The organism is Streptomyces sp. NPDC006602, from assembly GCF_042870385.1.
Lineage (GTDB): Bacteria > Actinomycetota > Actinomycetes > Streptomycetales > Streptomycetaceae > Streptomyces.
This window is the reverse complement of record NZ_JBIAHG010000023.1, coordinates 17739-39594: the sequence shown is the minus strand read 5'-3', so window position 1 is coordinate 39594 and position 21856 is coordinate 17739. Positions and strand designations below refer to the sequence as shown.

The window sequence follows — 21856 nt, the reverse complement described above, 5'->3', positions numbered from 1 at the left end:
CCGTGCTGTCCGACAACATGAGCCGGATCGTGTCCGCCCGGGTGGGCGACCCCGGCACCATCGCGGCCACCGCCGCACGCCGTGTGAGAGCCTCCTCGCTGCTCGGCGAGCACGGCAAAGCCATGATCATCGCCGCGGACCATCCGGGGCGTGGCGCCAACGGCGTCGGTGGCGACCCGAGCGCGATGGCCGACCGTGCCCGGCTGTTGGACCGGCTGTGCATCGCCCTCGACCGGCCGGGCGTGACCGGTGTGCTGGCCACCGCCGACATTCTCGAGGATCTGTTGCTGCTCGGTGTCCTGGACGGCAAGAGCGTCTTCGGCTCCATGAACCGGGCGGGGCTGGCGGGTTCGGTGTTCGAGATCGACGACCGGTTCACCGGGTATGACGCCGAGACGATCGCCGCGATGGGTTTCGACGGCGGCAAGATGCTCACCCGTATCGCTCTCGACGATCCGGCGACCCCGTCGGTGCTGGAGAACACCGCCCGCGCCGTCGACGAGCTCAACGACCGTCAGCTGATCGCCATGGTCGAGCCTTTCATGTCCGCCTGGCGGGACGGGAAGATCCGCAACGACCTGTCGACGGACGCCGTCATCAAGTCGGTCACCATCGCCTCGGGGCTGGGCCGGCGCACCGCCTACACCTGGCTGAAGCTGCCGGTCGTGGACGACATGGAGCGCGTCCTGGCCTCCTCCACCCTGCCCGCCCTTCTGTTGGGCGGCGAGGTCAAGGACGCCGACGCGGCCTTCGCCTCCTGGGGCAAGGCCCTGAAGCAGCCCACCGCGCAGGGCCTGGTCGTGGGCCGCTCCCTGCTCTACCCCGCGGGCGGCGACGTCGCCGGCGCCGTCGACAAGGCGGTGAGCCTGCTGTGAGCGACACCAACAAGTACCACCTGCCGAACGGGACTTCGGCCGACGGCCCCTACGACCTCCTGGTCACGCCGGAGTCGGCGGGCTGGGGACATTCCGGCCTCAGGATCCTGACCCTGAAGCCGGGCGAGGCGCACGCCCTGTCCACCCAGGACTCCGAGTTCCTGGTCCTGCCGCTGACGGGCTCCTGCACCGTCACCACGGACGGCTCGGCCTTCGAACTCGCGGGCCGTACGGGCGTGTTCGCCGCGATCACCGACTTCGCGTACCTGCCGCGCGCGTCGGAGGCCCTGATCAGCAGCGCGTCCGGTGGGAGGTTCGCGCTGCCCTCCGCCCGTACCCAGCAGGGAGGTCACTCAGCTCGGTACGGGCGCAAGGAGGACGTCCCGGTCGAACTGCGCGGTGCGGGCGCGTGTTCGCGGCAGGTCAACAACTACTGCCTGCCGGGGACGTTCGAGGCCGAGCAGCTGCTGGTGTGCGAGGTCCTCACCCCGGGCGGCAACTGGTCGTCGTACCCGCCGCACAAGCACGATACGACCCGCCCGGGCATCGAATCGGAGCTGGAGGAGATCTACTACTTCGAGGTCGCGGGAGACGGGAACGGCTTCGCCTACCAGCGGGTCTACGGCACCGCCGAGCGGCCCATCGACGTGCTCGCCGAGGTCCGCTCCGGCGACACCGTCCTGATCCCGCACGGCTGGCACGGACCGTCCATCGCCGCGCCCGGCTACGACCTGTACTACCTCAACGTCATGGCCGGCCCCGGCCAGGACCGCGCCTGGCTGATCTGCGACGACCCCGCCCACGGCTGGGTCCGCGACACCTGGCAGGCCCAGGACGTCGACGACCGGCTTCCCTTCGAAGGACTCACGCAGCGATGAACACCGTCCGACTCACCACCGCGCAGGCCCTCGTCCGCTTCCTCGCCAACCAGTACAGCGAGCGCGACGGCCAGGAACAGCGGCTGATCCCCGGCGTGTGGGGCATCTTCGGCCACGGCAACGTCGCCGGCATCGGACAAGCCCTGCTCCAGGCCGCCGTGACCAAGGAGGCCGACCTCCCGTACTACCTGGCCCGCAATGAACAGGGCATGGTGCACGCCTCGGTGGCCTACGCCAAGATGCGCGACCGGCTGGCCGCCTTCGCCTGCACGGCCTCCACCGGACCCGGCTCGACGAACATGATCACGGGCGCGGCGCTGGCCACCACCAACCGGCTGCCCGTGCTGCTGCTGCCCTCTGACATGTTCGCCACCCGTGCCGCCGACCCGGTGCTGCAGCAGTTGGAGGACACCCGAGGCGGGGACGTCACCGTCAACGACGCCTTTAGGGCCGTGTCGAAGTACTTTGACCGCATCTCCCGTCCCGAGCAGCTGATCCCGGCCGCGCTGGCAGCGATGCGGGTGCTGACCGACCCGGTGGAGACCGGCGCCGTCACGCTCGCGCTGCCGCAGGACGTGCAGGCGGAGGCGTACGACTGGCCGCTCGCCTTCTTCCGGCGGCGGGTGTGGCACGTGGGCCGCCCGGTGCCGGAGCCGGCCGCGGTCGAGCGGGCCGCGGGTCTGCTGCGGAACGCCAGGAAACCGCTGATCGTGGCGGGCGGGGGTGCCGTGTATTCCGGTGCGGAGACCGCCCTGCGGGCGTTCGCCGAGGCCACCGGCATCCCGGTCGCCGACACCCACGCCGGCAAGGGCGCCGTACCCTGGGACCACCCCTACGCGGTCGGCGGCATCGGCTCCACCGGCTCCTACGCCGCCAACGAGCTGGCTCGCGAGGCCGATGTCGTACTGGGCATCGGCACCCGCTACTCCGACTTCACCACCGCCAGCCACACCGTCTTCGGCCGGCCCGACGTCACCTTCGTCAACCTCAACGTCGCCCGCCTGGACGCCGTCAAGCACGCCGCCGAACCGCTGGTCGCCGACGCCCGGCTCGGCATCCAGGCCCTCGCCGGAGCACTCACGGACTGGGAGGTCCCAGCGGAGTACCGCGAGCGCACCCGTCACCTCATCGCCCGCACACGGGAGATCGAGGAGGAGTGCTTCGCCCCCGACCGCAACACCGGTGACCTGCCCGCCCAGACCCAGATCCTCGGCGCCCTCAACGACGTCCTCGACGACCGCGCCGTCGTCATCAACGCGGCCGGCTCCATGCCCGGAGATCTCCAGCAGCTGTGGCGGGCCCGCGATCCGAAGGCCTATCACGTGGAGTACGCCTACTCCTGCATGGGCTACGAGATCGCCGCCGGCCTCGGCGCGAAGATGGCCGACCCTTCCCGCGAGGTCGTCGTGCTGGTCGGCGACGGCTCGTACCTGATGATGGCTCAGGAGATCGTCACCATGGTCTCCGAGGGCCTGAAGGTCGTCATCGTCCTCGTCCAGAACCACGGCTTCGCCTCCATCGGCGCCCTGTCCGAGTCGCTCGGCTCGCAGCGCTTCGGTACCAAGTACCGCTATCGCGACGGCGATTCAGGCCGGCTGGACGGCGATGTCCTGCCCGTCGACCTGGCGGCGAACGCTTCGTCGCTGGGCGCGGACGTGCTGCACGCCACCAGCGTCGAGGAGTTCCGCAGCGCGATGGAGAAGGCCAAGGCCGCCACCCGCACCACTGTCGTGCACGTGGAGACCGACCTCTACGGACCCAACCCGCCCGGCCACGGCTGGTGGGACGTCCCGGTCAGCCAGACGTCCGCACTCGACACCACCCGCGCCGCATACGACACGTACGCCGCCCACAAGCAGGCCCAACGCCACTACCTGTAACGCCCCCGTCCCCGAAGGAAACCCGCACCGTGACCACCATCCAGCACTGGATCAACGGCTCCCTCACCCAGGGCGCCGCCACCGCCACTCAGCCGGTCTTCAACCCGGCCACCGGCGCCGAGCAGGCCCAGGTCGTCCTCGGCGGGTCCGCCGAGGTGGACGCCGCCGTGCAGGCCGCCGCCGCCGCGTTCGAGAGCTGGTCGGAGTCCTCCCTCGCCCAGCGCACCCAGGTCATGTTCGCCTTCCGCCAGCTCCTTCTCGACCATGAGGAAGAACTGGGCCGGATCATCTCCGCCGAGCACGGCAAGACCGTCGACGACGCCCGCGGCGAGATCACCCGCGGACGGGAAGTCGTCGAGTTCGCCTGCGGCCTCGGCGACGTCCTCAAGGGATCCTTCTCCGACCAGGTCTCCCGCGGCGTCGACGTGCACAACTTCCGCCAGCCCCTCGGCGTCGTCGCGGGCATCACCCCCTTCAACTTCCCCGCCATGGTGCCCCTGTGGATGCACCCCATCGCCATCGCGACCGGCAACGCCTTCATCCTCAAGCCGTCCGAACGCGACCCGTCCGCCGCCAACTTCGTCGCCGGCCTGTACCAGAAGGCCGGACTGCCGGAGGGCGTCTTCAACGTCGTGCACGGCGGCAAGGACGCGGTCGACGCGATCCTCGCCCACCCCGGCATCGAGGCGGTGTCCTTCGTGGGATCGACGCCGATCGCCAAATACGTGCATGAGCAGGCCACTTCACACGGCAAGCGCGTCCAGGCCCTCGGCGGCGCCAAGAACCACGCCGTCGTCCTCCCCGACGCCGACCTCGAATTCGCCGCCAACCACATCACCGCAGGCGCCTACGGCTCCGCCGGCGAACGCTGCATGGCCGTCTCCGTGGCCGTGGCCGTGGGTGACGCGGCTGACGGCCTGGTCGCGCTGCTGGAGCGCAAGGCCCGCGAGGTCGAGGTCGGCCCGGGCGACCGGCCAGGCACCGAGATGGGCCCGCTGGTCACCAAGGCCGCACAGGAACGCGTCGAGAACGCCGTCACCACCGCCGCCGCCGAGGGCGCCACAGTCGTGGTCGACGGCCGCGGCCTGAAGATCGACGACCCCGCGTACGCCGACGGCTTCTTCACCGGCCCCTCCCTCCTCGACCACGTCACCACCGAGATGGAGGCGTACAAGGAAGAACTCTTCGGCCCGGTCCTCGCGATCGTCCGCGCCGAGTCCCTCGACGAGGCCATCGACCTGATCAACGCCAACCCCTACGGCAACGGCACCGCCCTGTTCACCGCCTCCGGCGAGGCCGCCCGCCGCTTCCAGCGCAAGATCAAGGTCGGCATGATCGGCATCAACGTGCCGGTGCCGGTCCCGATGTCGTACTACTCCTTCGGCGGCTGGAAGGACTCCCTCATCGGCGATTCCCCCGTCCACGGTCCCGAAGGCATCCGCTTCTACACCCGCCCCAAGGTCGTCACCACCCGCTGGCCCCAGCCCACCCAGCAACTCACCGCCGGCTTCAACTTCCCCACCTCCAACTGAGTAACGCCCACAGACCATCCGCCAGCAGGTGGCCATGGACGTCAGGGACGACGCCCTCCAGGCCCCCGAGCCCAGCGAACTGATGGTCGTGACAGACCAGTTGCCGGCCTGCACCGCGAACGCGGTCGCCGCCTGCGCCCTGGCGGGGGCGGTGTCGACGCAGCGACGTTCGTCTTCCACCTCCACGTCCACACCGCTCACGAAGACCCCGGGCCGCTCGATGAAAGACATCGAGTCCCACTTCCGCCGGCAGTTCGCCGCCTGCTCACTATTCCTTTGAAGGGCACCGCCATGACCACGTCCGCCAAACCCCTCTCCGTCGCGGTGATCGGCGCCGGCATGGCCGGCCGCAGTCACGCTGCCGGATACCGCAACGTCAACACGGTCTTCGGGGCAGGTCTGCCGCCCGTCCGGCTGGCCGCGATCGCCGATGCCAACGTCGCACTCGGCGAGGACGCCGCCCGCCGCTACGGCTTCGAGAAGGCGCTGCCGAGCTGGGAGGCAGTCGCCGAGGACCCGACGATCGACGCGGTCTCCATCGTCGTAGGAAATGATCTGCACCGTCCGATCGCGGAGGCGCTGATCGCTGCCGGAAAGCATGTGCTGTGCGAGAAGCCGTTGGCCGGCTCGCTCGAAGACGCCCGTGCCATGGCCGAGTTGGAGCGGGGCGCCGAGGTCGTGACGGCCGTCGGGTACTCCTTCAGGCGTTCGCCCGGCATCGCCGCGATCCGTGAGCATGTGCGTGCCGGTGAGCTGGGCGATCCGACGCTGTTCAGCGGCCGTTACTGGTGCGACTACGCGACCGACCCGAACGGGCCGCTGAGCTGGCGGTTCAAGGGCGGCGCCGGTTCCGGTGCGCTCGGGGACATCGGTTCGCACATCATCGACGCCGCCGAGTACGTCGCCGGGCCCATCACCTCGGTCTCCGGTGCCGCGTTGTCGACGCAGATCACCAAGCGGCCGCTGCCGCTGGGCGCGGTCGTCGGGCACAACGCCGCTCCCGTCTCCGACGAGGTGGGCGAGGTCGAGAACGAGGACACCGCGTCCTTCACGGCCCGTTTCGAGTCCGGTCTGGTCGGCACCTTCTCGGTGACGCGCACCGGCTTCGGCCTGCCCAACGGGCTCGCCTTCGACGTTCTGGGCGTGGGCGGGCGGGCCGCGTTCGACCAGCACCGACCCGCCGAGTACCTCTTCGACGACGCGCAGCCCAAGGCCGGTACCCGCGGGGCCCGGCAGATCATCGTCGGCCCGCAGGTGCCGTACTTCGCGGGCGGTGTCCCGATGGAGGCGCCGGGCGTGGGGGCCAGCAACGCCGACCACTTCACCTACCAGGCCCGGGCTTTCCTCGACCAGGTCGCGGGGGTCGCCGAGCCGTTGCCGGCCTGCGCCACTTTCGCCGACGCGCTGCGGACCATGGAGATCATCCGGGCCGTCGTCAAGTCCTCGGGCAACGGCGGTGCCGCCGTCGACGTCCCGCCCGCCGCCTGACCTCCGCACGTATCCAAGGAGCACGCACATGGCCCTCAAGCTCGGCGCCTACACCGCCTGTCTGCACGACCGCACCCTCACCGAGGCCCTCGACATCCTCAAGGAGAACGGCCTGACCTCCGTCGAGGTCAACTCCGGCGGCTTCATCCCCTCCCCGCACTGCCCGGTCGACCTGCTGCTGTCCTCGGCCACCGCCCGGGAGGAGTACCTGGCCACCTTCGCCGACCGCGGGATGGAGCTCACCGGCCTCAACTGCAACGGCAATCCGCTCAATCCACTCCCCGGTGTCGGCCCCAAGCACGCCGACGACCTGCGTCGCACGATCCGCCTCGCGGGCCTGCTCGGTGTGAAGCACGTCGTAACCATGTCCGGTACGCCGGGTTCGGACCCGGATGCCAAGTACCCCTCCTGGGTTGTGAACCCGTGGGACGGCGTGTACATGGACGTCCTTGACTACCAGTGGGGCGTGGCCGTCGAGTTCTGGAAGGAGATCGACGCGCTGGCCCGCGAGAACGACGTCCGGGTCGCCGTCGAGATGCACCCGCACAATCTCGTCTTCTCCCCCGTCACGCTGAAGCGGCTGGTCGAGGAGGGGGGCCTGACGAACGTCGGTGCCGAGATGGACCCCTCCCACCTGATGTGGCAGGGCATGGACGTCGTCGCCTCCACCAAGTGGCTCGGCCCGCTGGTCTTCCACGCCGCCGCCAAGGACGCGACGCTCTGCCCGGGCGCCGACATCCGCGGCGTGCTCGACACGTCGTTCACCCGCGTGCCGGCCGACGCGCCCGGCAAGGTGCCCACGGGATACGGCTTCTGGTGCAACGCCTGGCCGGAGAATCCGGCTTGGAAGTTCGTCGCGGTCGGCCTCGGCAACGACGTCCCCTTCTGGACCGAGTTCCTGCGCGCCCTCGCCGAGATCGACCCCGACATGGCCGTCAACATCGAGCACGAGGACGCCGCCTACTCCCAGACCGAAGGGCTCGCCCTGGCCGCCAAGAACCTGCACAGCGCCGCGGCGGCCTTCTGAAGAGGGCGTCATCCCCATGCGTCATCCCCATACAGCTCAACCAGGTCGGCGGCGTCAGCCGGACCACAGGCCTGTATCAGAGAAGGGCCTGACAAGCTGCGTCCGAGCCGCGCATGACAGGTGGTGGTGACGCTTCAGCGCAGGCCATTGGCCTCTATCGGGGCTCGAGCCCTGGGATCCGGGTAGCGCCCTGCTGAAAAGCTGTTCCGAGATGGATTCCCGACGTCATCGGTACTGCAGCCGGGCCTGGCGCGGGACGGCGCCGAACTTGCCGGTGTGGAAGTCGCGGAACGCCTGCTCGATCTCGGCCTTGGTGTTCATGACCATGGGCCCGCCGAACGCGACGGGCTGCCGGATGGGCGGTCCGCTGAAGGTCAGGACCTTGCTCGGGGTGTCGCCGTCACCGGTCCGCAGGCCGATGGCGGACAGGTCCGCGTGCGGCAGCGGATCGGACCAGGCCGTCTGTCCCGCGGTCACGGTGCGGCCGGCGATGCTCACGGCGCCGGCGAGCACGGTGAAGAACGCTCGGTCCTGGCCGGGCAGGACGTGATCGAGGCTCCGGCCGGGCTCCATGGTGATCACCGAGCCGGAGATCGGCCAATGGGTGAGCGCCGGGCCGGTCAGACCGCCGGTGGGGCCGGAGATGAGGTCGATGCGGGCACCGTCGTGGTCGATGGTCGGCCGGCCGGCGGCAAGCAGGTCCTGGTAGCGGCTGTCGACCAGCTTCATGTCGGCCGGCAGGTTGACCCACAACTGCAGTATGTGTGCGCGTTCGTTACGGAAGGCGAGCTCGCGGTGGATGATCCCGCGACCGGCGGTCATCCACTGGATGTCTCCAGCGGTCAGTGTGCCGCTGTTCCCGATGCTGTCGCCATGCTCCAACACCCCGTCCAGTACCAGCGTCACCGTCTCCAGGCCCCGGTGCGGGTGCCACTCGAAGCCGGGCTCAGAGAACAGGTCGTCGACCAGCACGAGGAAAGGGTCGGTCAGTGCCGGGGCCTGCGGAGAGAACATCAGGCTTTTGTCGTCGACCTGAGCGTCCGGGCCGAGGTGAATCCTGTCCTCGATCCGGGCGACGGTTCGGCGCGAGATCTGCTGCTGTGCCTGCATCAAGTGCCTCCGCACACCCCGTGGCGTTGACGTGTTATTCAATTCAAGCACTTTCTAGGTGACGCGTCAACCGTTGGCTGGTGCGTGCGGTGCGACCCGCCGGAGGCGGGCGCCTGTGCGCAGGTGCGGCCCGCGGTTTCGCTGGGCACATGGATCAGCGGCGGCCAAAGACGGGGGTCTAAACACGTCAGCCGCGGATGGCGGTGAGGGTGCCGCGGGTGTCATGCCCGGAGCCGGTGAATTCAGGCCGCGGCCTCACTCATCCCTCCGGCGCCTATAGCAGACGGTCCTGCGGTTGTGTACCTCGTCCCGCCTCTTGCTTGACGCGTCATTAACCGCGGGCATTCGTTTCGTGCGGGGGAGCGAGGTCGAGTGCGGCTGAGCTCTCTCGCGGTTCTGACGCCGCAACAGGTCGGATGTATGGCGCCGCCTCTTCCCAAGCGCGGAAGCGCAGCGCCGCACCGCGCGCCCGGCGTCGACCGGTGCCCGCGCGACCCTCCTGCCAATGGCTGTCCTGGACAAGTCTTACCTGGTCATGTGGGATCAAAGGGCGTCCGGCACATGTCTTTGCCCAAGGTATTCTTGGGCCGCATGGGAGACGCCCGGTCAATGTTCTCAAGGGACTTCCGTCCGGCTGCGGGCGGGAGTTGTACGCGGCTGATAGGCCGACGCCGTGAGCGCGAGGCCCTCGGCGCCCTCTTGGACGCCGTTCGTGCGGGGGAGAGCCGGGCCCTCGTCGTCAGTGGTGAGCCGGGCGTCGGCAAGACGGCACTGCTGGACTGGCTGGTTGACGAAACATCGGGTGTCCGCATCGTGCGCGCCACCGGTATCCAGGCGGAGATGGATCTGCCGTTCGCCGCGCTGCACCAGTTGCTGGCGCCCATGCTGGATCGGCTGGACCGCCTGCCGGTTCCGCAGCGCGACGCCCTGCGCACGCTCTTCGGTATCAGCCCGGGGAAGGCGCCGAATCGGTTCTTCGGAGGCCTGGCCGTCCTGGGCCTGCTTGCCGACGCTGCCGGGCAACAGCCGCTGATCTGCGTCATCGACGACGAGCCATGGCTCGATCGCGCCTCGGCGCAGGTGCTCGCGTTCGTCGCCCGCCGCCTGGAGAGGGAGTCGGTCGGGCTCGTCTTCGCCACCCGGCGGCCGAGCCGGGACCTCGCGGATCTGCCGCAGCTCGCCGTCGAGGGCCTGGAAGACGGGGACGCCCGGACGCTGCTCGACTCGGTGGCTGTCGGGCCGCTGGACGAGCGGATCCGCGACCAGGTCATCAGCGAGACCCGCGGCAATCCGCTGGCACTGCTGGAACTGCTGCGGGGGATGTCGCCGGCGGAGATCGCCGGCGGCTTGGGGATACGGCGCGGTGCCACCCCCCTGTCGAAGAAGATCGAGGAGAGCTTCCGGCGTCGGATCGACGCGCTCCCGGCCGATAGGCGGCGCCTGCTGCTCCTCGCGGCCGTCGACCCCGTAGGCGATCTGACGCTGCTGAAACGGGCGGCTGCGCTGCTCGGCATCCCGTGCGAGACCGCAACCGCAGCGCTGGAGACCGGCCTGATCGAGGTCCGCCCCCATGTACGGTTCCGGCACCCGCTGGTCCGCTCGGCGCTGACCAACTCCTCCTCACCGCAGGAAATCCGGGAGTCCCACCGCGCACTGGCGGAAGCCACCGACCCGGAGCAGGATCCCGACCGCCGCGCCTGGCATCGCGCCCTGGCCGCGACGGGTCCCGACGAGGACGTCGCCGAGGAACTCGAGTGCTCCGCCGACCGCGCGCTGGCACGCGGCGGCCTCACCGCGACGGCGGCGTTCCTCGAACACGCCGCGATCCTGACACCGGATCCCGCGCGCCGCGCGCAGCGCATGCTCACGGCGGCCTACGCCAAGCTCGACGCCGACGCCCCCGACGACGCGCTGAGGCTGCTGGAGGCGGCCGAGGCGGGTCCGGAAGACGCTCTGCGGACGGCCCAGGCGGAGCACCTGCGCGGCCGGATCGCGCTGGAGCAGCGGCGCATGCCCGAGGCGCCCCAGATCCTCCTCGGCGCGGCCCAGCGCATGGAACCGTTCGATCCCGCCCTGACGCGCGAGATATACCTGGAGGCGCTCGTGGCGGCTGTGCTGGGCGGCGCTCTGGACGGCGCCCTGGACGACTCCAGCAGCTTCCTTACCGTCGCGGAAGCCGCGCGCAACGCGCCGGCCGCTCCCGAACCGCCGCGCGCGGTCGACGTGTTGCTCGACGCCTGGGTGGCGCGGGCCACGAAAGGGTACACGGTGGCGGGGTCAATGCTCGCCGAGGCACTTAGCATGATCGCTGGACCCGACGGCGACTCGGGCCGGCTCGTGGGCGGCAGGGCGGCGGTCGTCCTCGCCATGGAACTGTGGGACGCGGAGGCGTGGTTCACGATCGCCACACGCCAGGCGCGGGTCGCTCGCGGGACGGGTGCGATGGGGCAGTTGCGGGTCGCACTCAGCGTCCTGGGCCTTGGACAGGTTCTCGCCGGGGAGTTCGCCAGCGCACGGGAGCTGATCGCGGAGTACTGCATTCTCACCGAGGCGACGGGCAACCCGTACTTTCCGTTTCCCGAGATGATGCTGATGGCGTGGCGCGGGCAGGAGACACGGGTGCGGGAGCTGGCCGAGGCGAGCCGCCGGGCGGCGCCCAAGCAGGGGACCGGCGCCGTCATGCCGTTCGCGGGCTGTATGAGCGCGGTGCTCCACAACGGCCTCGGCCGTCACGGTGAGGCGCTCGTCGCCGCCCGGGAGGTGTTCGAGCGCGACCCGTGCGGACTGGGACCGTTCGTCGTGCCCGAACTGGCGGAGGCGGCGGCCCGCACCGGCGACCGGGGGACCGTCGACGACGTACTCGAGTGGCTGTCCGAGCGCACGCGTACGGTGCCCACGGACTGGTCGCTCGGGATCGAGGCCCGACTGCGCGCCTTCCTCGCACAGGGCAGCGACGCCGAGGGCTTCTACCAGGAGTCCATCGAGCGCCTCGGCCGTACCCGCGTCCGGGCGGAACTTGCCCGAGCACACCTGCTGTACGGCGAATGGCTGCGCCGCGAGAAGCGACGGGCCGATGCGCGGGAGCAACTGTCCACCGCCCACGACATGCTGGCGACGATGGGTGCCGATGCCTATGCCGACCGCGCACGGCGCGAGTTGCTCGCCACCGGGGCGACCGCTCGCAAGCGCACCGACGACACCAGGAAAGAACTCACGCCGCAGGAGCTTCAGATCAGCCGACTCGCCCGTGCGGGCCTGTCGAACGCGGAGATCGGTGCGAGGTTGTTCATCAGCGCGCGTACGGTGCAGTACCACCTGCGCAAGGTCTTCATGAAGCTCGGCATCAGCGCACGCGGTCAGCTCGACGCCGTACTGCCGGACGACGGGAACTAGTGTCCTGAGTCGTTGATTCGGTTCGGATGTCCGGCGAGGCGTTCCACGATCCCGGTTCGATCTTCGCCCCCACGAAGGGCTCAAGGTACTCGTTCACAGGTCTTGATCCAGGTGTGGGGCCCCGGTGGCGGTCCATTGATCATGACTGGCCATCCGCACTGTGCACTGGCTGATACGAGTGCACCACTGCCGGGACGAGACTTTCCCGCGAGGACGGCCCCCACCCGTCCGCGAGGAGAGCCATGCGCGCGGTGATCGTGAACGACTACGGACAGACGCCGGTTCTGGGCGAGGTGCCCACCCCACGACCAGGACCCCGCCAACTGCTGATCAGGCTGCGGACCGCGGCCGTCAACCCCGTCGACCGCAGGCTCGCGCACGGCGACCGGCGCATCATGTTCCCCGGCACGTTCCCGATGGTGCTGGGCACCGATGGCGCGGGCATCGTCGAGAGCGTCGGCGAGGGCACGACCAGGTTCGCTCCGGGGGACGTGGTCTTCGGGCAGCTGATGATCCCTCCGATCGGGTCGACGGGAACGTACGCGGAGTACGTCGCCGTCGACGAGGACGCGCCGCTCACCCGGGTCCCGGACGCCATGGACCTCGACGTGGCGGCGGCACTGCCGACGATCGGCATGACCGGTCTCGCTGTGACGGCCATGCTCGCACCGTTGGAGGGCAGGACGGTCCTGATCGTGGGCGCCCGGGGCGGCGTCGGCTCCATGGCGACCCAGTTCGCGGCCAGGGCGGGCGCGCACGTGACCGCTGTCGCTCCTGACATCGCCGCCGAACGGATGCGCCGCTACGGCGCCGCCGAGATCATCGGCCCTACTGCCCTCGCCGTGCCGGAGGCGGTACAGCGGGCGCATCCCGACGGCATCGACGCGCTGATCGACCTCGTGAGCGACGCGGACCGCTTCGCCTCGCTGGCCAAGCTGGTTCGCCCGGGCGGCTCGGCGGTCACGACGAGGTTCGTGGCCGATGTGGGCGCACTCGAGGCCGTGGGCGTCACTGAGATCAACTTCGTGCTGTCGGCCTCGGACCGCCTCCTCGACCGTGTCGCGGAAGCCGTCGTCACCGGACATGTCGCCCCGCCGCCGATCACCCGGGTCCCGCTGGAGGAGGCACCGGCCGTCGTGAACGGCACCGTACGAGGGGCGAGCGAGGTCAAGACCGTCATCACGGTGCGCACCGGCATCGGCGGAGCCAGGACGCGGCGAGCACGGTGACCGGTCGTAAGGCGGTCGTGATCACCGGAATCGGCGGCGGCCTCGGGCGGGAAACGGCCCTTGAGCCGGCCGCCAGGGATTACCGGGTCCACGGCATCACGCTGTCGCGGCGTGCGGGCCACGGAACTGAACAGCGCCGGCGGCGGAGCGATCACCGCGACGGTCGGCGACATCACCGACGAAGGTGCGGTCAGGTCATGGGTGGCGAAGGTGTCGCACGCGCTGGGTGGCGGCGGCCTCGACTTCCTCGTCAGCGACGCCGGCAGTCTCACGCCCGGCCCGCTGGAGGTGCTGGGCGCGCTGCGGGTCATCAACGGGTTCCTGCCCGCACTGAGCACATGCCCTTTCTGCCGCGCAGGGCGCCCTGCGCCTTGCCCGCCGGGACAGCGGCGGCCACCGTCGCGTCCGCCGAGCCCGTCGGCCCGCAACCGCGGCACACCCTCGTCATGCCGCTGCGGGACGCGGCCAGAACTCACCGCCTCAAGCCCCCGCGGACCGGGAGCGCACGGCGCTGCTGGAGATGCTGGTCAGGGGCCCTTGCGATGACCGTGGCCGTCCATCTCGGCCTGCTGACCTTGACCGCGAGGAACGGCTCCGCCCACGGAGTCGAGCGGGTGATATGCGTCGGAAAACGCGCGGGCCACTCCTGGGAGACTTGGCTGCGGGGCTGGACGTGACGTGGACGCGCAGACGGTGGCCGGCCCTTCGACCAGTTGTGGGTCCGTGTCCAGTCGACGCCGATGCCGCGCAGCGTGGACTGCCACATGTGGCGGTGGGTGTCGACCAAGCCGGGAATCAGCAGGGCACCCTTCGCCTCGATGACCGCTGTCGCCTGTGGCGCGGCCGGCCTCTTGCCCACGGCTCTGACATCGCGCGATGGGCGCGGTGGGACGTGGGAAAAGCCCCCGCGGGCGCGGGCGTCAGGCGAGCGCGTCGGTGGGGTCGTCGTCGACGTCCCGGACGGTCGGCACGGGGATGTGCCGGGACGGTCGGCGTACGAGTGTGTCGACGAACCGTTCCACCACCTGGGCGACGCCGTCCTCGTCGTTGGCGGGGGCGCGATGACGTGTGGCCCGCAGGACGTCCGGATGGGCGTTGGCCATGGCGTACGAGTGACCCACAGCGGTGAGCATGGGCAGGTCGTTGGGCATGTCGCCGAAGGCGGCGATCTCGTCGCTGCCGACGCCGAGCCGGCCGCTCCACGCAAGCAGGGTGGTGGCCTTGGTGACGCGGGGTGCGCTGAACTCCACCAGGGACAGTCCGGTGGAGTAGGTGGTCTCGGCGTTGCTGCCCGCGGTGCGCCGAGCTCGCTCGTAGAAGTCGTCGAGGGGCAGGGTCGGGTGGTAGGCGAGGATCTTCAGCACCGGCCTGCCCGGGATACGGGTGAGGAGTTCCCCGACGGTGCCGACCGGTTCGGCGGCCTCCTCACCGAACGACCAGGTCGGGTAGGCCGCTTCGTGGCCGAAGTCCCTGTCGTACTCGACGGCGAAAGCGGTGCCGGGCAGTGCCCTGCGCACGCGGGTGATGAGCCGGGTGGCTGCCAGGGGCCGGATCGGGGACACGTACGCCAGGGTTCCGTCTGGGGCGTAGACGGCCGCTCCGTTGGCGGCGATGACGAAATGCGGACCGATGGTGGCCAGCAACTCCGGTACGCGGCGCGGCGGGCGGCCCGTGACCAGCACCACGCGGATCCCGGCCTGCGCGGCCGCCGTCAAGGCGGCCCGGGTGCGGTCCGACAGCGTTCCGTCGCTGCGCAGCAGCGTGCCGTCAAGGTCCGTCGCGATCAGCTTCGGGGGGACGAGAGGGACAACGACCGGCACGGCGGGGGCGGTTGTCATGGCGGCACCCTTCTGGATCGACGGACTGAACAGGTGTGGTCCGGTGCCCTGCGGACACGTGTGCCTCACTTATGGCCCCCTGGCACCGCGCCAGTGTCGGTGTGGGCCCAGTCGCGCTGCCGATCCGGCCTGGACCGTGCGGCGCACGGCCATGCTGTGGGCCTCGGCCGACAGGCTGCCGGAGGCGTCGGTGACGACGTGGGCCGATCAGCAGCAGGACGCTGTTCTCGGGGTCAGCAGGGTGTCCAGGCCGGTCTTCGGAACTCGCTCACGGGATCTCCTCCAGTGCCTGGAACACGACAAGACGTTCACATGTCACGAATCCGTGACGCGTCAACTATTACTAACTCTGGGTGATGTGTCAACCATCGATTAGGATGGCTTTGCATGGAACAGAAAACAGGCTGGCTCACCCAGTCCGAGCAGCGCGCCTGGCGCGCCTTCGTCGGTGTACATCAAAAGCTCCCTGGCAGGTTGGCGCGCGGACTCCAGGGCTGCGGGAACCTGTCCATGGCGGAATACGTCGTTCTTGTTGCCCTCACCGACGCACCCGACGGGCTGCGGCACTTCCAGGACCTGACCAACACGGTGCAGTGGGAGCGGAGCCGCATGTCCCACCACCTCCGCCGCATGACCGAACGCGGCCTGGTGAACCGGGAGTTCTGCCCCAAGGACGGGCGCGGTGTCCACGTGGTCGTCACCCCCGCCGGCCGCGCGGCCATCGAGGCGGCCGCCCCTCGGCACGTCGCCACCGTGCGCCGGCTGATCATCGACCCCCTCAGTCCTGAAGAGCTCGACGCGCTCACCGTTCTTTGTGAACGCATCCTGGGTCGGTTGGAGGCGGATCCCCCCTGATGCCGTAAAGCCTTGGCTCGCCGTCCGGGGACGGGCGGGCGGTGGGTGATTGACACGGGATGGTTGATGTGTCACCTCGCATGGGTTCACGGTGATCGCCACAGTGCTGTCGCGGTACCTGCGTGCATCAGTAATGCCTCGGGAAAGGAACCGAACCCATGCCCACTTCGAGATGGAGCAAGGGGTTCAGGGGGAACCTGGCCCTCGTCGTCGCAGCAGCGGTGTTCACGCCGCCGCTGACGGCCTCCGCCGCTCCCCGCGAGACGGGGCCGGCCCCGCAGGCGCGAACGCGTCGCGGCCGGGGCCGACCGACGATCCCGGCTTTCCGACCTTCGTGCACATGCCCGCCGACCGGGCGCCGCGCCCGGACGCCGGACGTCCGACCCCGGTTGGCTTGCCATGGGAACGTCCCTCGGCAAGCCAACCTTTTGCCTTCTCCTCCTGACCGGGAAACGCGTGAGGACGTCAACGGTGACGTGCCCGGTTGGGGACGGCCGTGCGGATCATGCAGGTGAGGAGTGCCGAGCAGGTGCGGCGGTCCTGTGCGTCGGTGATGGCGACCGGGGGTCTCGGCATGCTGTTGCTGATGTTCTTCGCGTTCCGGTACAGCCGGCGACCATTGCCTGGCACCCCGAAACGATCACGGCTCGTTGACATCTCGGGGGTTGATGTGTCAACCGATTCCCGATAGGTTGTTGATGCGTCACCAAGAAGCCCTCTTCTGACAAGGACAGCCGTCATGAGCAACAAGAAGATCATCGCAGTCGCCGGAGCAACGGGTGCGCAGGGCGGCGGTGCCGCACGAGCGATCCTGGCCGATCCGGAGTCGGGCTTCACGGTCCGCGCGCTCACCCGGAATCCCGACTCGCCCGCGGCCAGGGAGCTCGCGGCGCTCGGGGCCGAGGTCGTGCGGGCGGACTTCGACGACGAGCCGACGGTGCACAAGGCGTTCGAGGGTGCCTACGGGGCCTTCCTGGTCACCAACTTCTTTGCGCACATGTCCGCGGCGAAGGAGACGGAGGAAATCGAGGTCCTGGCCCGTGCGGCCGGGGCCGCGGGGCTGCGGCACGTGGTCTGGTCGACACTGGAGGACACTCGCGAGCTGCTGCCGCTGGCGGACGGCCGGATGCCGGTCCTGCAGGAGAAGTACAACGTGCCGCACTTCGACTCCAAGGGTGAGGGCAACAAGCTGTTCACGGAAGCCGGGGTGCCGACCACCTTCCTGCACACCACCTTCTACTTCCAGGGCTTCCTGCAGTACTTCGGCCCTCAGCGCGGCGAGGACGGTGTGCTGACGCTTAGTCTGCCGCTGGAGGACGGCAGGCTGCTGGCCGGAGTGGACGTGGCGGACATCGGCCGGACGGCCTTCGCCATCCTCAAGGGCGGCGAGCACTTCATCGGCCAGACCGTCAGCCTGGCCGGCGACCATCTGACCGGTGCGCAGTACGCGGAGAAGCTGGCGTCGGCGCTGGGCGAGCCGGTGCGCTTCCAGTCCGTGCCCTACGACTTCTTCCGCACCCTCGACTTTCCGTTGGCCGAGGAGCTCGGCAACATGTTCCAGTACTACGGCGACTTCGACCAGGAGTTCACCGGCGCCCGTGATCTGAACCGGCTGCGCGAGATCAACCCGGCGCTGAAGAGCTTCGACGACTGGCTGGCCGAGAACGCCTCGAAGTTCGAGGTGAAGTGAATGAGCGCGACCACCAGGACGCGGAGCGGTCAACGCGGCGGTCAAGGGCGCCGTGGAGGCCTTCGGCCGCCTGGACATCCTGGTGAACAACGCCGGGGGCGGTCCCTTCGGACCGTTCGAGCAGCTCACTGTCGACGACTTCGACCAGTCTGTCGCGGCGAACGACGTGGCCCCAGATGCGCAGGGTGACTGCGATGCCGGCGGGTGGCAGAGCCGAGACCGGCCGAACAGCCGCTCAACAGGTGATCCGTGGTCAGGACGGCGTCGCACGATGTATGGCCTCCACTGCCACGCGCAGTGGTGCCCTGAAGGACAACAGGCCCAGCATCGGGGGATCCCCCGCGTCTGCCGCGAGCCGCACGTCCGGCAGGCGTCGGGCCACTGCCCGCAGGGCCACCGCCGCCTCGGTACGTGCCAAGGACGCCCCCGGGCAGCGGTGGCGGCCGGCTCCGAAGGCCATGTGGTGGCGGATGTTCGCCCGGTGCGGGCGCATCCGTTCCGGGTCGGGAAAGACCTCGGGGTCGGATCCGCTGCCCAGGAGCATCAGCAGCAACTGTGCGTCCTGCGGGAGTTGCACCCCGCCCAGTTCGGTCGACCGCCCGGCGACCCGCCGCCAGGTGGTCACGGGCGGCTCGCGCCGCAGCACCTCCTCCACCCAGGCCTCCGCCAGGCCCGCCTCCCCGGCCACGCGCGGCCACATGCCGGACTCGCCGAGCACCCGGCGCAGCAGGGTGGCGATCAGCTGGCCGGTGGTGGACTGCCCGGCGATGAAGACGAAGAAGCACGCACCGACCGCTGTCTCCACGTCCAGCGGTCTGCCGTCGGGCAGGCGGTGGCGGGTCAGCGCCCCGATGAACGAGTCGGAAGGGGCCGTGCCGGCGCGCAGGGTGGCGGTCAGCCACTGATGGAACTCGCCCACGGACTGGGCCAGTTCCACCTGCCGTTCGCGTGTCGGCCTGCCCCAGAACAGTTCCAGCGACGCGTCGCTCCAGCGGATCAGAGTGGCGGGGGCGACTCCTGCGATGCCGAGGAGTTCCATCAGCACCCGGCAGGGCAGTACCTGGGCGAAGGAAGCGAACATCTCGCAGCCGCCGGTGGTGTCGATCCGCGACCGCACAGTGTCGAGCAGCTCCTCGGCGATGCGCTCGATCACCGGTACGGCGGCCTCGACGCGCTGTCCGTTGAAGAACCGGGCGACCACGCGGCGCAGTCCGGGGTGGCTGGCGGTGCCGTTGTTGGCGAGCGCGGGCGGAAGGGTGAAGCCCGCCCGGGCAAGCACGCGCAGCGCGGCGACAGGCAGGGGGGCGACGGTGTGCTGGGCGTTGTCCGGCCGGAACAGGTCCGGGTCGAGCAGCACCCGGCGCACGTCGTGGTGGCGGCTGACCAGCCACAGCCCCGTGACGGGGTCGTAGTGCACGGGAGACTCGGACCGTAGGGCGTCCAGCCAGGGGTAGGGGTCGCTGACGAAGCCGTCGCTGAACAAGTCGAGAAGACCGAGGGGATCGCGGGCGTCGGGTGACACGGGGCAGACCGCCGGGCCGCGCCCGGCTGTTCCGGTACCGGGCGCATCCAGAGCTGGGGAAGTCACGGGCGGACGCTAACACTGGCAGAACCCCGTCTGTATGTGCCAAGTATCACTTGATCATGCCTCAGTGAGAAGAAGAACCCGTCGAAGGAGGCGATCTTCTTCGCCCACTTCTCGAACCGCTGGAAGTTTCTCGACCATACGAGAACACCCGGACGGGGACGAGTACCGCGCCGCGATGCTCAAGCAGGGCAATGCCTGATCCGCGATCGTCTTCCTGCCGGATCCCATGGGAAGACGATCGTGACGCGCAGACAATTCGCCGATGCACAGTGGCAGTTGATCGAGCCGTTCCTGCCGATAGGCGAGTACGGCCCGTACCCCCTGAAATCACTCGAAGCGCGCAGGACGGCGCACGGTCCAGTCGCTCAGCTCTTCGAGGGCGGAGGCCAGCCGCAGGAGGGTCGCTTCGTCCCAGGGCCCGCCGATCAGCTGGCTTCCGACGGGCAGCCCGTCGGGTGAGGTGTGGAGCGGCAAGGAAATGGCGGGCAGGCCGGTGATGTTGCAGACGGCTGTGAACGAGATCATCCGGTTCTCGGTCATCCGGAATCCGCCCGGGTCGGCGTTGGCCTCTGCAAGGCAGGTTCCGGCCGGAGGGGGAGGGCAGGCGAGGGTCGGGGTGAGCAGCACGTCGAAGTCGCGGCCCCACTGCGCCCGGACGTCCACGGCCTCATGCTGCAGGAGCGCTGCCGTCCGTGTGTACTCGCCCGAGTGGCGCGTCCTGGCGCGCTCCATCCGGAACCGCAGATGGGGCTCGGCCAGTTCCGGCCGGTCGTAGGGCGCGGTCCACAGTGCCGCGTCCAGGGCGGTCTGCGCGTACCCGAGGCCTGCCTCCTCGGTGAAGAAGCGCGGGGAGACCGGGAAGACCGTGTGGCCGAGCGACTCCAGCAGCCTGCCGGTCCGCTCGGCCGCCGCCACGCACACCGGGTCCACCGGCAGTCCGGTGGGCGCTTCGAGTAGCAGGCCCACCCGCAGTGGCTTGGACTCCCGCCCCACTTCCTCGGAGAAGGGACGCTCCGGCGCGGGTGCGCCGTACATGACGAGGCTGTCCGGCACGCTCATGACGTCCAGCAGCGCGGCCGCGTCCCGCACTGTTCGGGTGATCGCTCCCTCGACCGTGGCGTGCTCCCACGCCGCCAGGTACTGCGGCACCCGTCCGCGGCTGGGCTTGAGCCCGACCAGCCCGCAGCACGAGGACGGCATCCGGATCGAGCCGCCGCCGTCGTTGGCGTGGGCGACGGGCGCGAGCCCCGCGGCGACGGCCGCCGCGGCACCGCCGCTCGAGCCTCCCGGCGAGTACTCCGTGTTCCAGGGGTTGCGGGTGATCCCGTAGCGGGAGCTCTCCGCAGCGGTCAGCATGCCCATGTCCGGGGTGCTGGTCCTGCCCATCAGCAGGAACCCGGCGTCCAGGAATCTGGTCACGACGGGATCCGTGACCGTGCGGGGCGTGTCGTCGCACGCGAGGCTGCCGAACGTGGCGGGCTGCCCGGCCACCAGGTTCAGGTCCTTGATGGGAATGGGCACCCCGTGGAAGGCGGGCAGGTCCCCGCCCTCCATGACGGCACGTTCGGCTTTCACGGCGGCCTCGCGTACCTCCTCGTCGTTGCGCCAGACGAACGCTCGTATCTCGGGATCGAACCGGGCGATGCGCTCCAGATAGGTGTCGACGATCTCGACGGGGCTCAGCTCGCGCTTGCGCACCGCCTCTGCCAGGCGCACGGCGGAGTCGAACGGGTCCATGGGGGGCTCCAGTCTGTAGCCATGTCAGGGGAGTTGCAGGAGGTGGGGAATCAGCCGACGGTGAGCAGCCGGTCGAGCTCCTCGCGGCTGTGCGCGCCGCTCGGGCCGTCGAAGACGACGCGGCCCGCCTGCAGGACGACCGCCCGGTCACAGCGCTCGAGGAGGAGCCCGGCGTGCTGGTCGACCATCACCACCGCCACTCCGGTGGAGGCGATACGGGCCATCGCCTGAAGGACCTGCTGGACGAGCGACGGCTGCAGGCCCTGGGTGAGTTCGTCCACGACGATCAGCGACTGTCCGGACAGCATCGACCGGGCGATGCCGAGCTGCTGTTTCTGGCCGCCGGACAGCGTTCCGGCAGGCTGCCGGCGCCGCTCGGTCAGCAGCGGGAAGATCTCGTGGGGATCGACCGCGGGGACGAAGCCCCGGCGCGTGGCCAGGCGGAGGTTCTCAGCGACGGTGAGGGTGGGGAACACCCCCCGGTCCTCGGGCATCAGTGCCGCGCCCCAACGGGCGAGCAGGTCCGGGCGGCCGCGCGGCACGGGGCGTCCGGCCAGGCGCACTTCGCCGCCCTGCCGGTCGGCCAGCCCGAACACGGTGCGCAGCAGGGTGGTCTTGCCGGTGCCGTTGCGCCCCAGCAGGGCAATCCGCTCGCCCTCGGCGACCCGCAGGGTCACGTCGCGGACGACGGCGGCCTGCCCGTATCCGCCGCCCAGCGCGTTGAGTTCCAGCATCG

Annotated in this window: 16 protein-coding genes and 2 pseudogenes; 12 read left to right on the top strand and 6 right to left on the bottom strand. The window is 70.0% G+C overall.

Annotated features, from left to right (window positions below):
• Positions 1-2: 2 nt before the first annotated feature.
• Genes ACFYO2_RS36680 through ACFYO2_RS36650 form a run of 7 tightly spaced genes read left to right on the top strand, consistent with a single transcriptional unit; the run spans position 3 to position 7680 of the window.
• A complete protein-coding gene (locus ACFYO2_RS36680) occupies positions 3-875 on the top strand; it encodes an aldolase (RefSeq protein ID WP_388358170.1) in 873 nt (290 codons plus the stop codon).
• On the top strand, positions 872-1753 hold the full coding sequence (iolB, locus tag ACFYO2_RS36675; RefSeq protein WP_388358168.1) for a 5-deoxy-glucuronate isomerase: 882 nt from the start codon (positions 872-874) through the stop codon (positions 1751-1753). The genes ACFYO2_RS36680 and iolB overlap by 4 nt, the downstream gene beginning before the upstream one ends.
• On the top strand, positions 1750-3633 hold the full coding sequence (gene iolD, locus ACFYO2_RS36670; RefSeq protein WP_388358165.1) for a 3D-(3,5/4)-trihydroxycyclohexane-1,2-dione acylhydrolase (decyclizing): 1884 nt from the start codon (positions 1750-1752) through the stop codon (positions 3631-3633). Before iolB ends, iolD begins: the two co-directional genes overlap by 4 nt.
• Before the next feature lie 29 nt (positions 3634-3662).
• Positions 3663-5165 carry a CoA-acylating methylmalonate-semialdehyde dehydrogenase gene (locus tag ACFYO2_RS36665; RefSeq protein ID WP_388358162.1) on the top strand — a complete coding sequence of 501 codons (1503 nt, stop codon included), beginning with the start codon at positions 3663-3665 and terminating at the stop codon, positions 5163-5165.
• Positions 5166-5193: 28 nt separating this feature from the next.
• The gene (locus ACFYO2_RS36660; RefSeq protein ID WP_388358160.1) at positions 5194-5445 is read left to right on the top strand and encodes a hypothetical protein; all 252 of its coding nucleotides are present in this window, start codon (positions 5194-5196) and stop codon (positions 5443-5445) included.
• A gap of 11 nt (positions 5446-5456) precedes the next feature.
• A complete protein-coding gene (locus ACFYO2_RS36655) occupies positions 5457-6653 on the top strand; it encodes a Gfo/Idh/MocA family protein (protein WP_388358157.1) in 1197 nt (398 codons plus the stop codon).
• Positions 6654-6681: 28 nt separating this feature from the next.
• Positions 6682-7680 carry a sugar phosphate isomerase/epimerase family protein gene (locus ACFYO2_RS36650; protein WP_388358154.1) on the top strand — a complete coding sequence of 333 codons (999 nt, stop codon included), beginning with the start codon at positions 6682-6684 and terminating at the stop codon, positions 7678-7680.
• Positions 7681-7905: 225 nt separating this feature from the next.
• Here ACFYO2_RS36650 and ACFYO2_RS36645 read toward each other — a convergent pair whose 3' ends face one another.
• Positions 7906-8790 carry a pirin family protein gene (locus ACFYO2_RS36645; RefSeq protein WP_388358151.1) on the bottom strand — a complete coding sequence of 295 codons (885 nt, stop codon included), beginning with the start codon at positions 8788-8790 and terminating at the stop codon, positions 7906-7908.
• A 420-nt stretch (positions 8791-9210) separates the two neighbouring features.
• Between ACFYO2_RS36645 and ACFYO2_RS36640 the strand changes: the two genes are divergently transcribed.
• Together ACFYO2_RS36640 and ACFYO2_RS36635 are read left to right on the top strand one after the other, a co-directional pair.
• Complete coding sequence (locus ACFYO2_RS36640; protein WP_388358148.1) at positions 9211-12183, top strand: AAA family ATPase; 2973 nt, start codon at positions 9211-9213, stop codon at positions 12181-12183.
• A 242-nt stretch (positions 12184-12425) separates the two neighbouring features.
• Positions 12426-13412 carry an NADP-dependent oxidoreductase gene (locus tag ACFYO2_RS36635; RefSeq protein WP_388358146.1) on the top strand — a complete coding sequence of 329 codons (987 nt, stop codon included), beginning with the start codon at positions 12426-12428 and terminating at the stop codon, positions 13410-13412.
• A gap of 920 nt (positions 13413-14332) precedes the next feature.
• Here the strand turns inward: ACFYO2_RS36635 and ACFYO2_RS36630 are convergent.
• The gene (locus tag ACFYO2_RS36630; RefSeq protein WP_388358143.1) at positions 14333-15250 is read right to left on the bottom strand and encodes an HAD family hydrolase; all 918 of its coding nucleotides are present in this window, start codon (positions 15248-15250) and stop codon (positions 14333-14335) included.
• 123 nt (positions 15251-15373) lie between these two features.
• A pseudogene (locus tag ACFYO2_RS36625) lies at positions 15374-15451 on the bottom strand (hydrolase); the annotation flags it as partial.
• Between the two features lie 186 nt (positions 15452-15637).
• Between ACFYO2_RS36625 and ACFYO2_RS36620 the strand changes: the two are divergent.
• The 3 genes and pseudogenes from ACFYO2_RS36620 to ACFYO2_RS36610 form a co-directional block, all read left to right on the top strand.
• Complete coding sequence (locus tag ACFYO2_RS36620) at positions 15638-16105, top strand: MarR family winged helix-turn-helix transcriptional regulator (RefSeq protein WP_388358140.1); 468 nt, start codon at positions 15638-15640, stop codon at positions 16103-16105.
• A 739-nt stretch (positions 16106-16844) separates the two neighbouring features.
• Entirely contained in the window at positions 16845-17795 is a 951-nt protein-coding gene (locus ACFYO2_RS36615) for an NmrA/HSCARG family protein (protein ID WP_388358137.1), read from the top strand.
• 37 nt (positions 17796-17832) lie between these two features.
• Positions 17833-17946, top strand: a pseudogene (locus ACFYO2_RS36610) (SDR family NAD(P)-dependent oxidoreductase); the annotation flags it as partial.
• A gap of 102 nt (positions 17947-18048) precedes the next feature.
• On the opposite strand, the gene ACFYO2_RS36605 reads toward ACFYO2_RS36610, so the two are convergent.
• From ACFYO2_RS36605 to ACFYO2_RS36595, 3 genes are all read right to left on the bottom strand, one after another.
• Positions 18049-19383 carry a cytochrome P450 gene (locus ACFYO2_RS36605; RefSeq protein ID WP_388358134.1) on the bottom strand — a complete coding sequence of 445 codons (1335 nt, stop codon included), beginning with the start codon at positions 19381-19383 and terminating at the stop codon, positions 18049-18051.
• 327 nt (positions 19384-19710) lie between these two features.
• The gene (locus ACFYO2_RS36600) at positions 19711-21120 is read right to left on the bottom strand and encodes an amidase (protein WP_388358131.1); all 1410 of its coding nucleotides are present in this window, start codon (positions 21118-21120) and stop codon (positions 19711-19713) included.
• 50 nt (positions 21121-21170) lie between these two features.
• A complete protein-coding gene (locus ACFYO2_RS36595) occupies positions 21171-21854 on the bottom strand; it encodes an ABC transporter ATP-binding protein (protein WP_388358128.1) in 684 nt (227 codons plus the stop codon).
• Between the last annotated feature and the right edge of the window lie 2 nt (positions 21855-21856).

Coding starts and splice junctions, on each gene's coding strand:
- iolD (WP_388358165.1), top strand. CDS start 1,750: ATGAACACCGTCCGACTCACCACCGCGCAGGCCCTCGTCCGCTTCCTC.
- ACFYO2_RS36655 (WP_388358157.1), top strand. CDS start 5,457: ATGACCACGTCCGCCAAACCCCTCTCCGTCGCGGTGATCGGCGCCGGC.
- ACFYO2_RS36650 (WP_388358154.1), top strand. CDS start 6,682: ATGGCCCTCAAGCTCGGCGCCTACACCGCCTGTCTGCACGACCGCACC.
- ACFYO2_RS36645 (WP_388358151.1), bottom strand. CDS start 8,790: ATGCAGGCACAGCAGCAGATCTCGCGCCGAACCGTCGCCCGGATCGAG.
- ACFYO2_RS36640 (WP_388358148.1), top strand. CDS start 9,211: ATGGCGCCGCCTCTTCCCAAGCGCGGAAGCGCAGCGCCGCACCGCGCG.
- ACFYO2_RS36635 (WP_388358146.1), top strand. CDS start 12,426: ATGCGCGCGGTGATCGTGAACGACTACGGACAGACGCCGGTTCTGGGC.
- ACFYO2_RS36630 (WP_388358143.1), bottom strand. CDS start 15,250: ATGACAACCGCCCCCGCCGTGCCGGTCGTTGTCCCTCTCGTCCCCCCG.
- ACFYO2_RS36620 (WP_388358140.1), top strand. CDS start 15,638: ATGGAACAGAAAACAGGCTGGCTCACCCAGTCCGAGCAGCGCGCCTGG.
- ACFYO2_RS36615 (WP_388358137.1), top strand. CDS start 16,845: ATGAGCAACAAGAAGATCATCGCAGTCGCCGGAGCAACGGGTGCGCAG.
- ACFYO2_RS36600 (WP_388358131.1), bottom strand. CDS start 21,120: ATGGACCCGTTCGACTCCGCCGTGCGCCTGGCAGAGGCGGTGCGCAAG.
- ACFYO2_RS36595 (WP_388358128.1), bottom strand. CDS start 21,854: ATGCTGGAACTCAACGCGCTGGGCGGCGGATACGGGCAGGCCGCCGTC.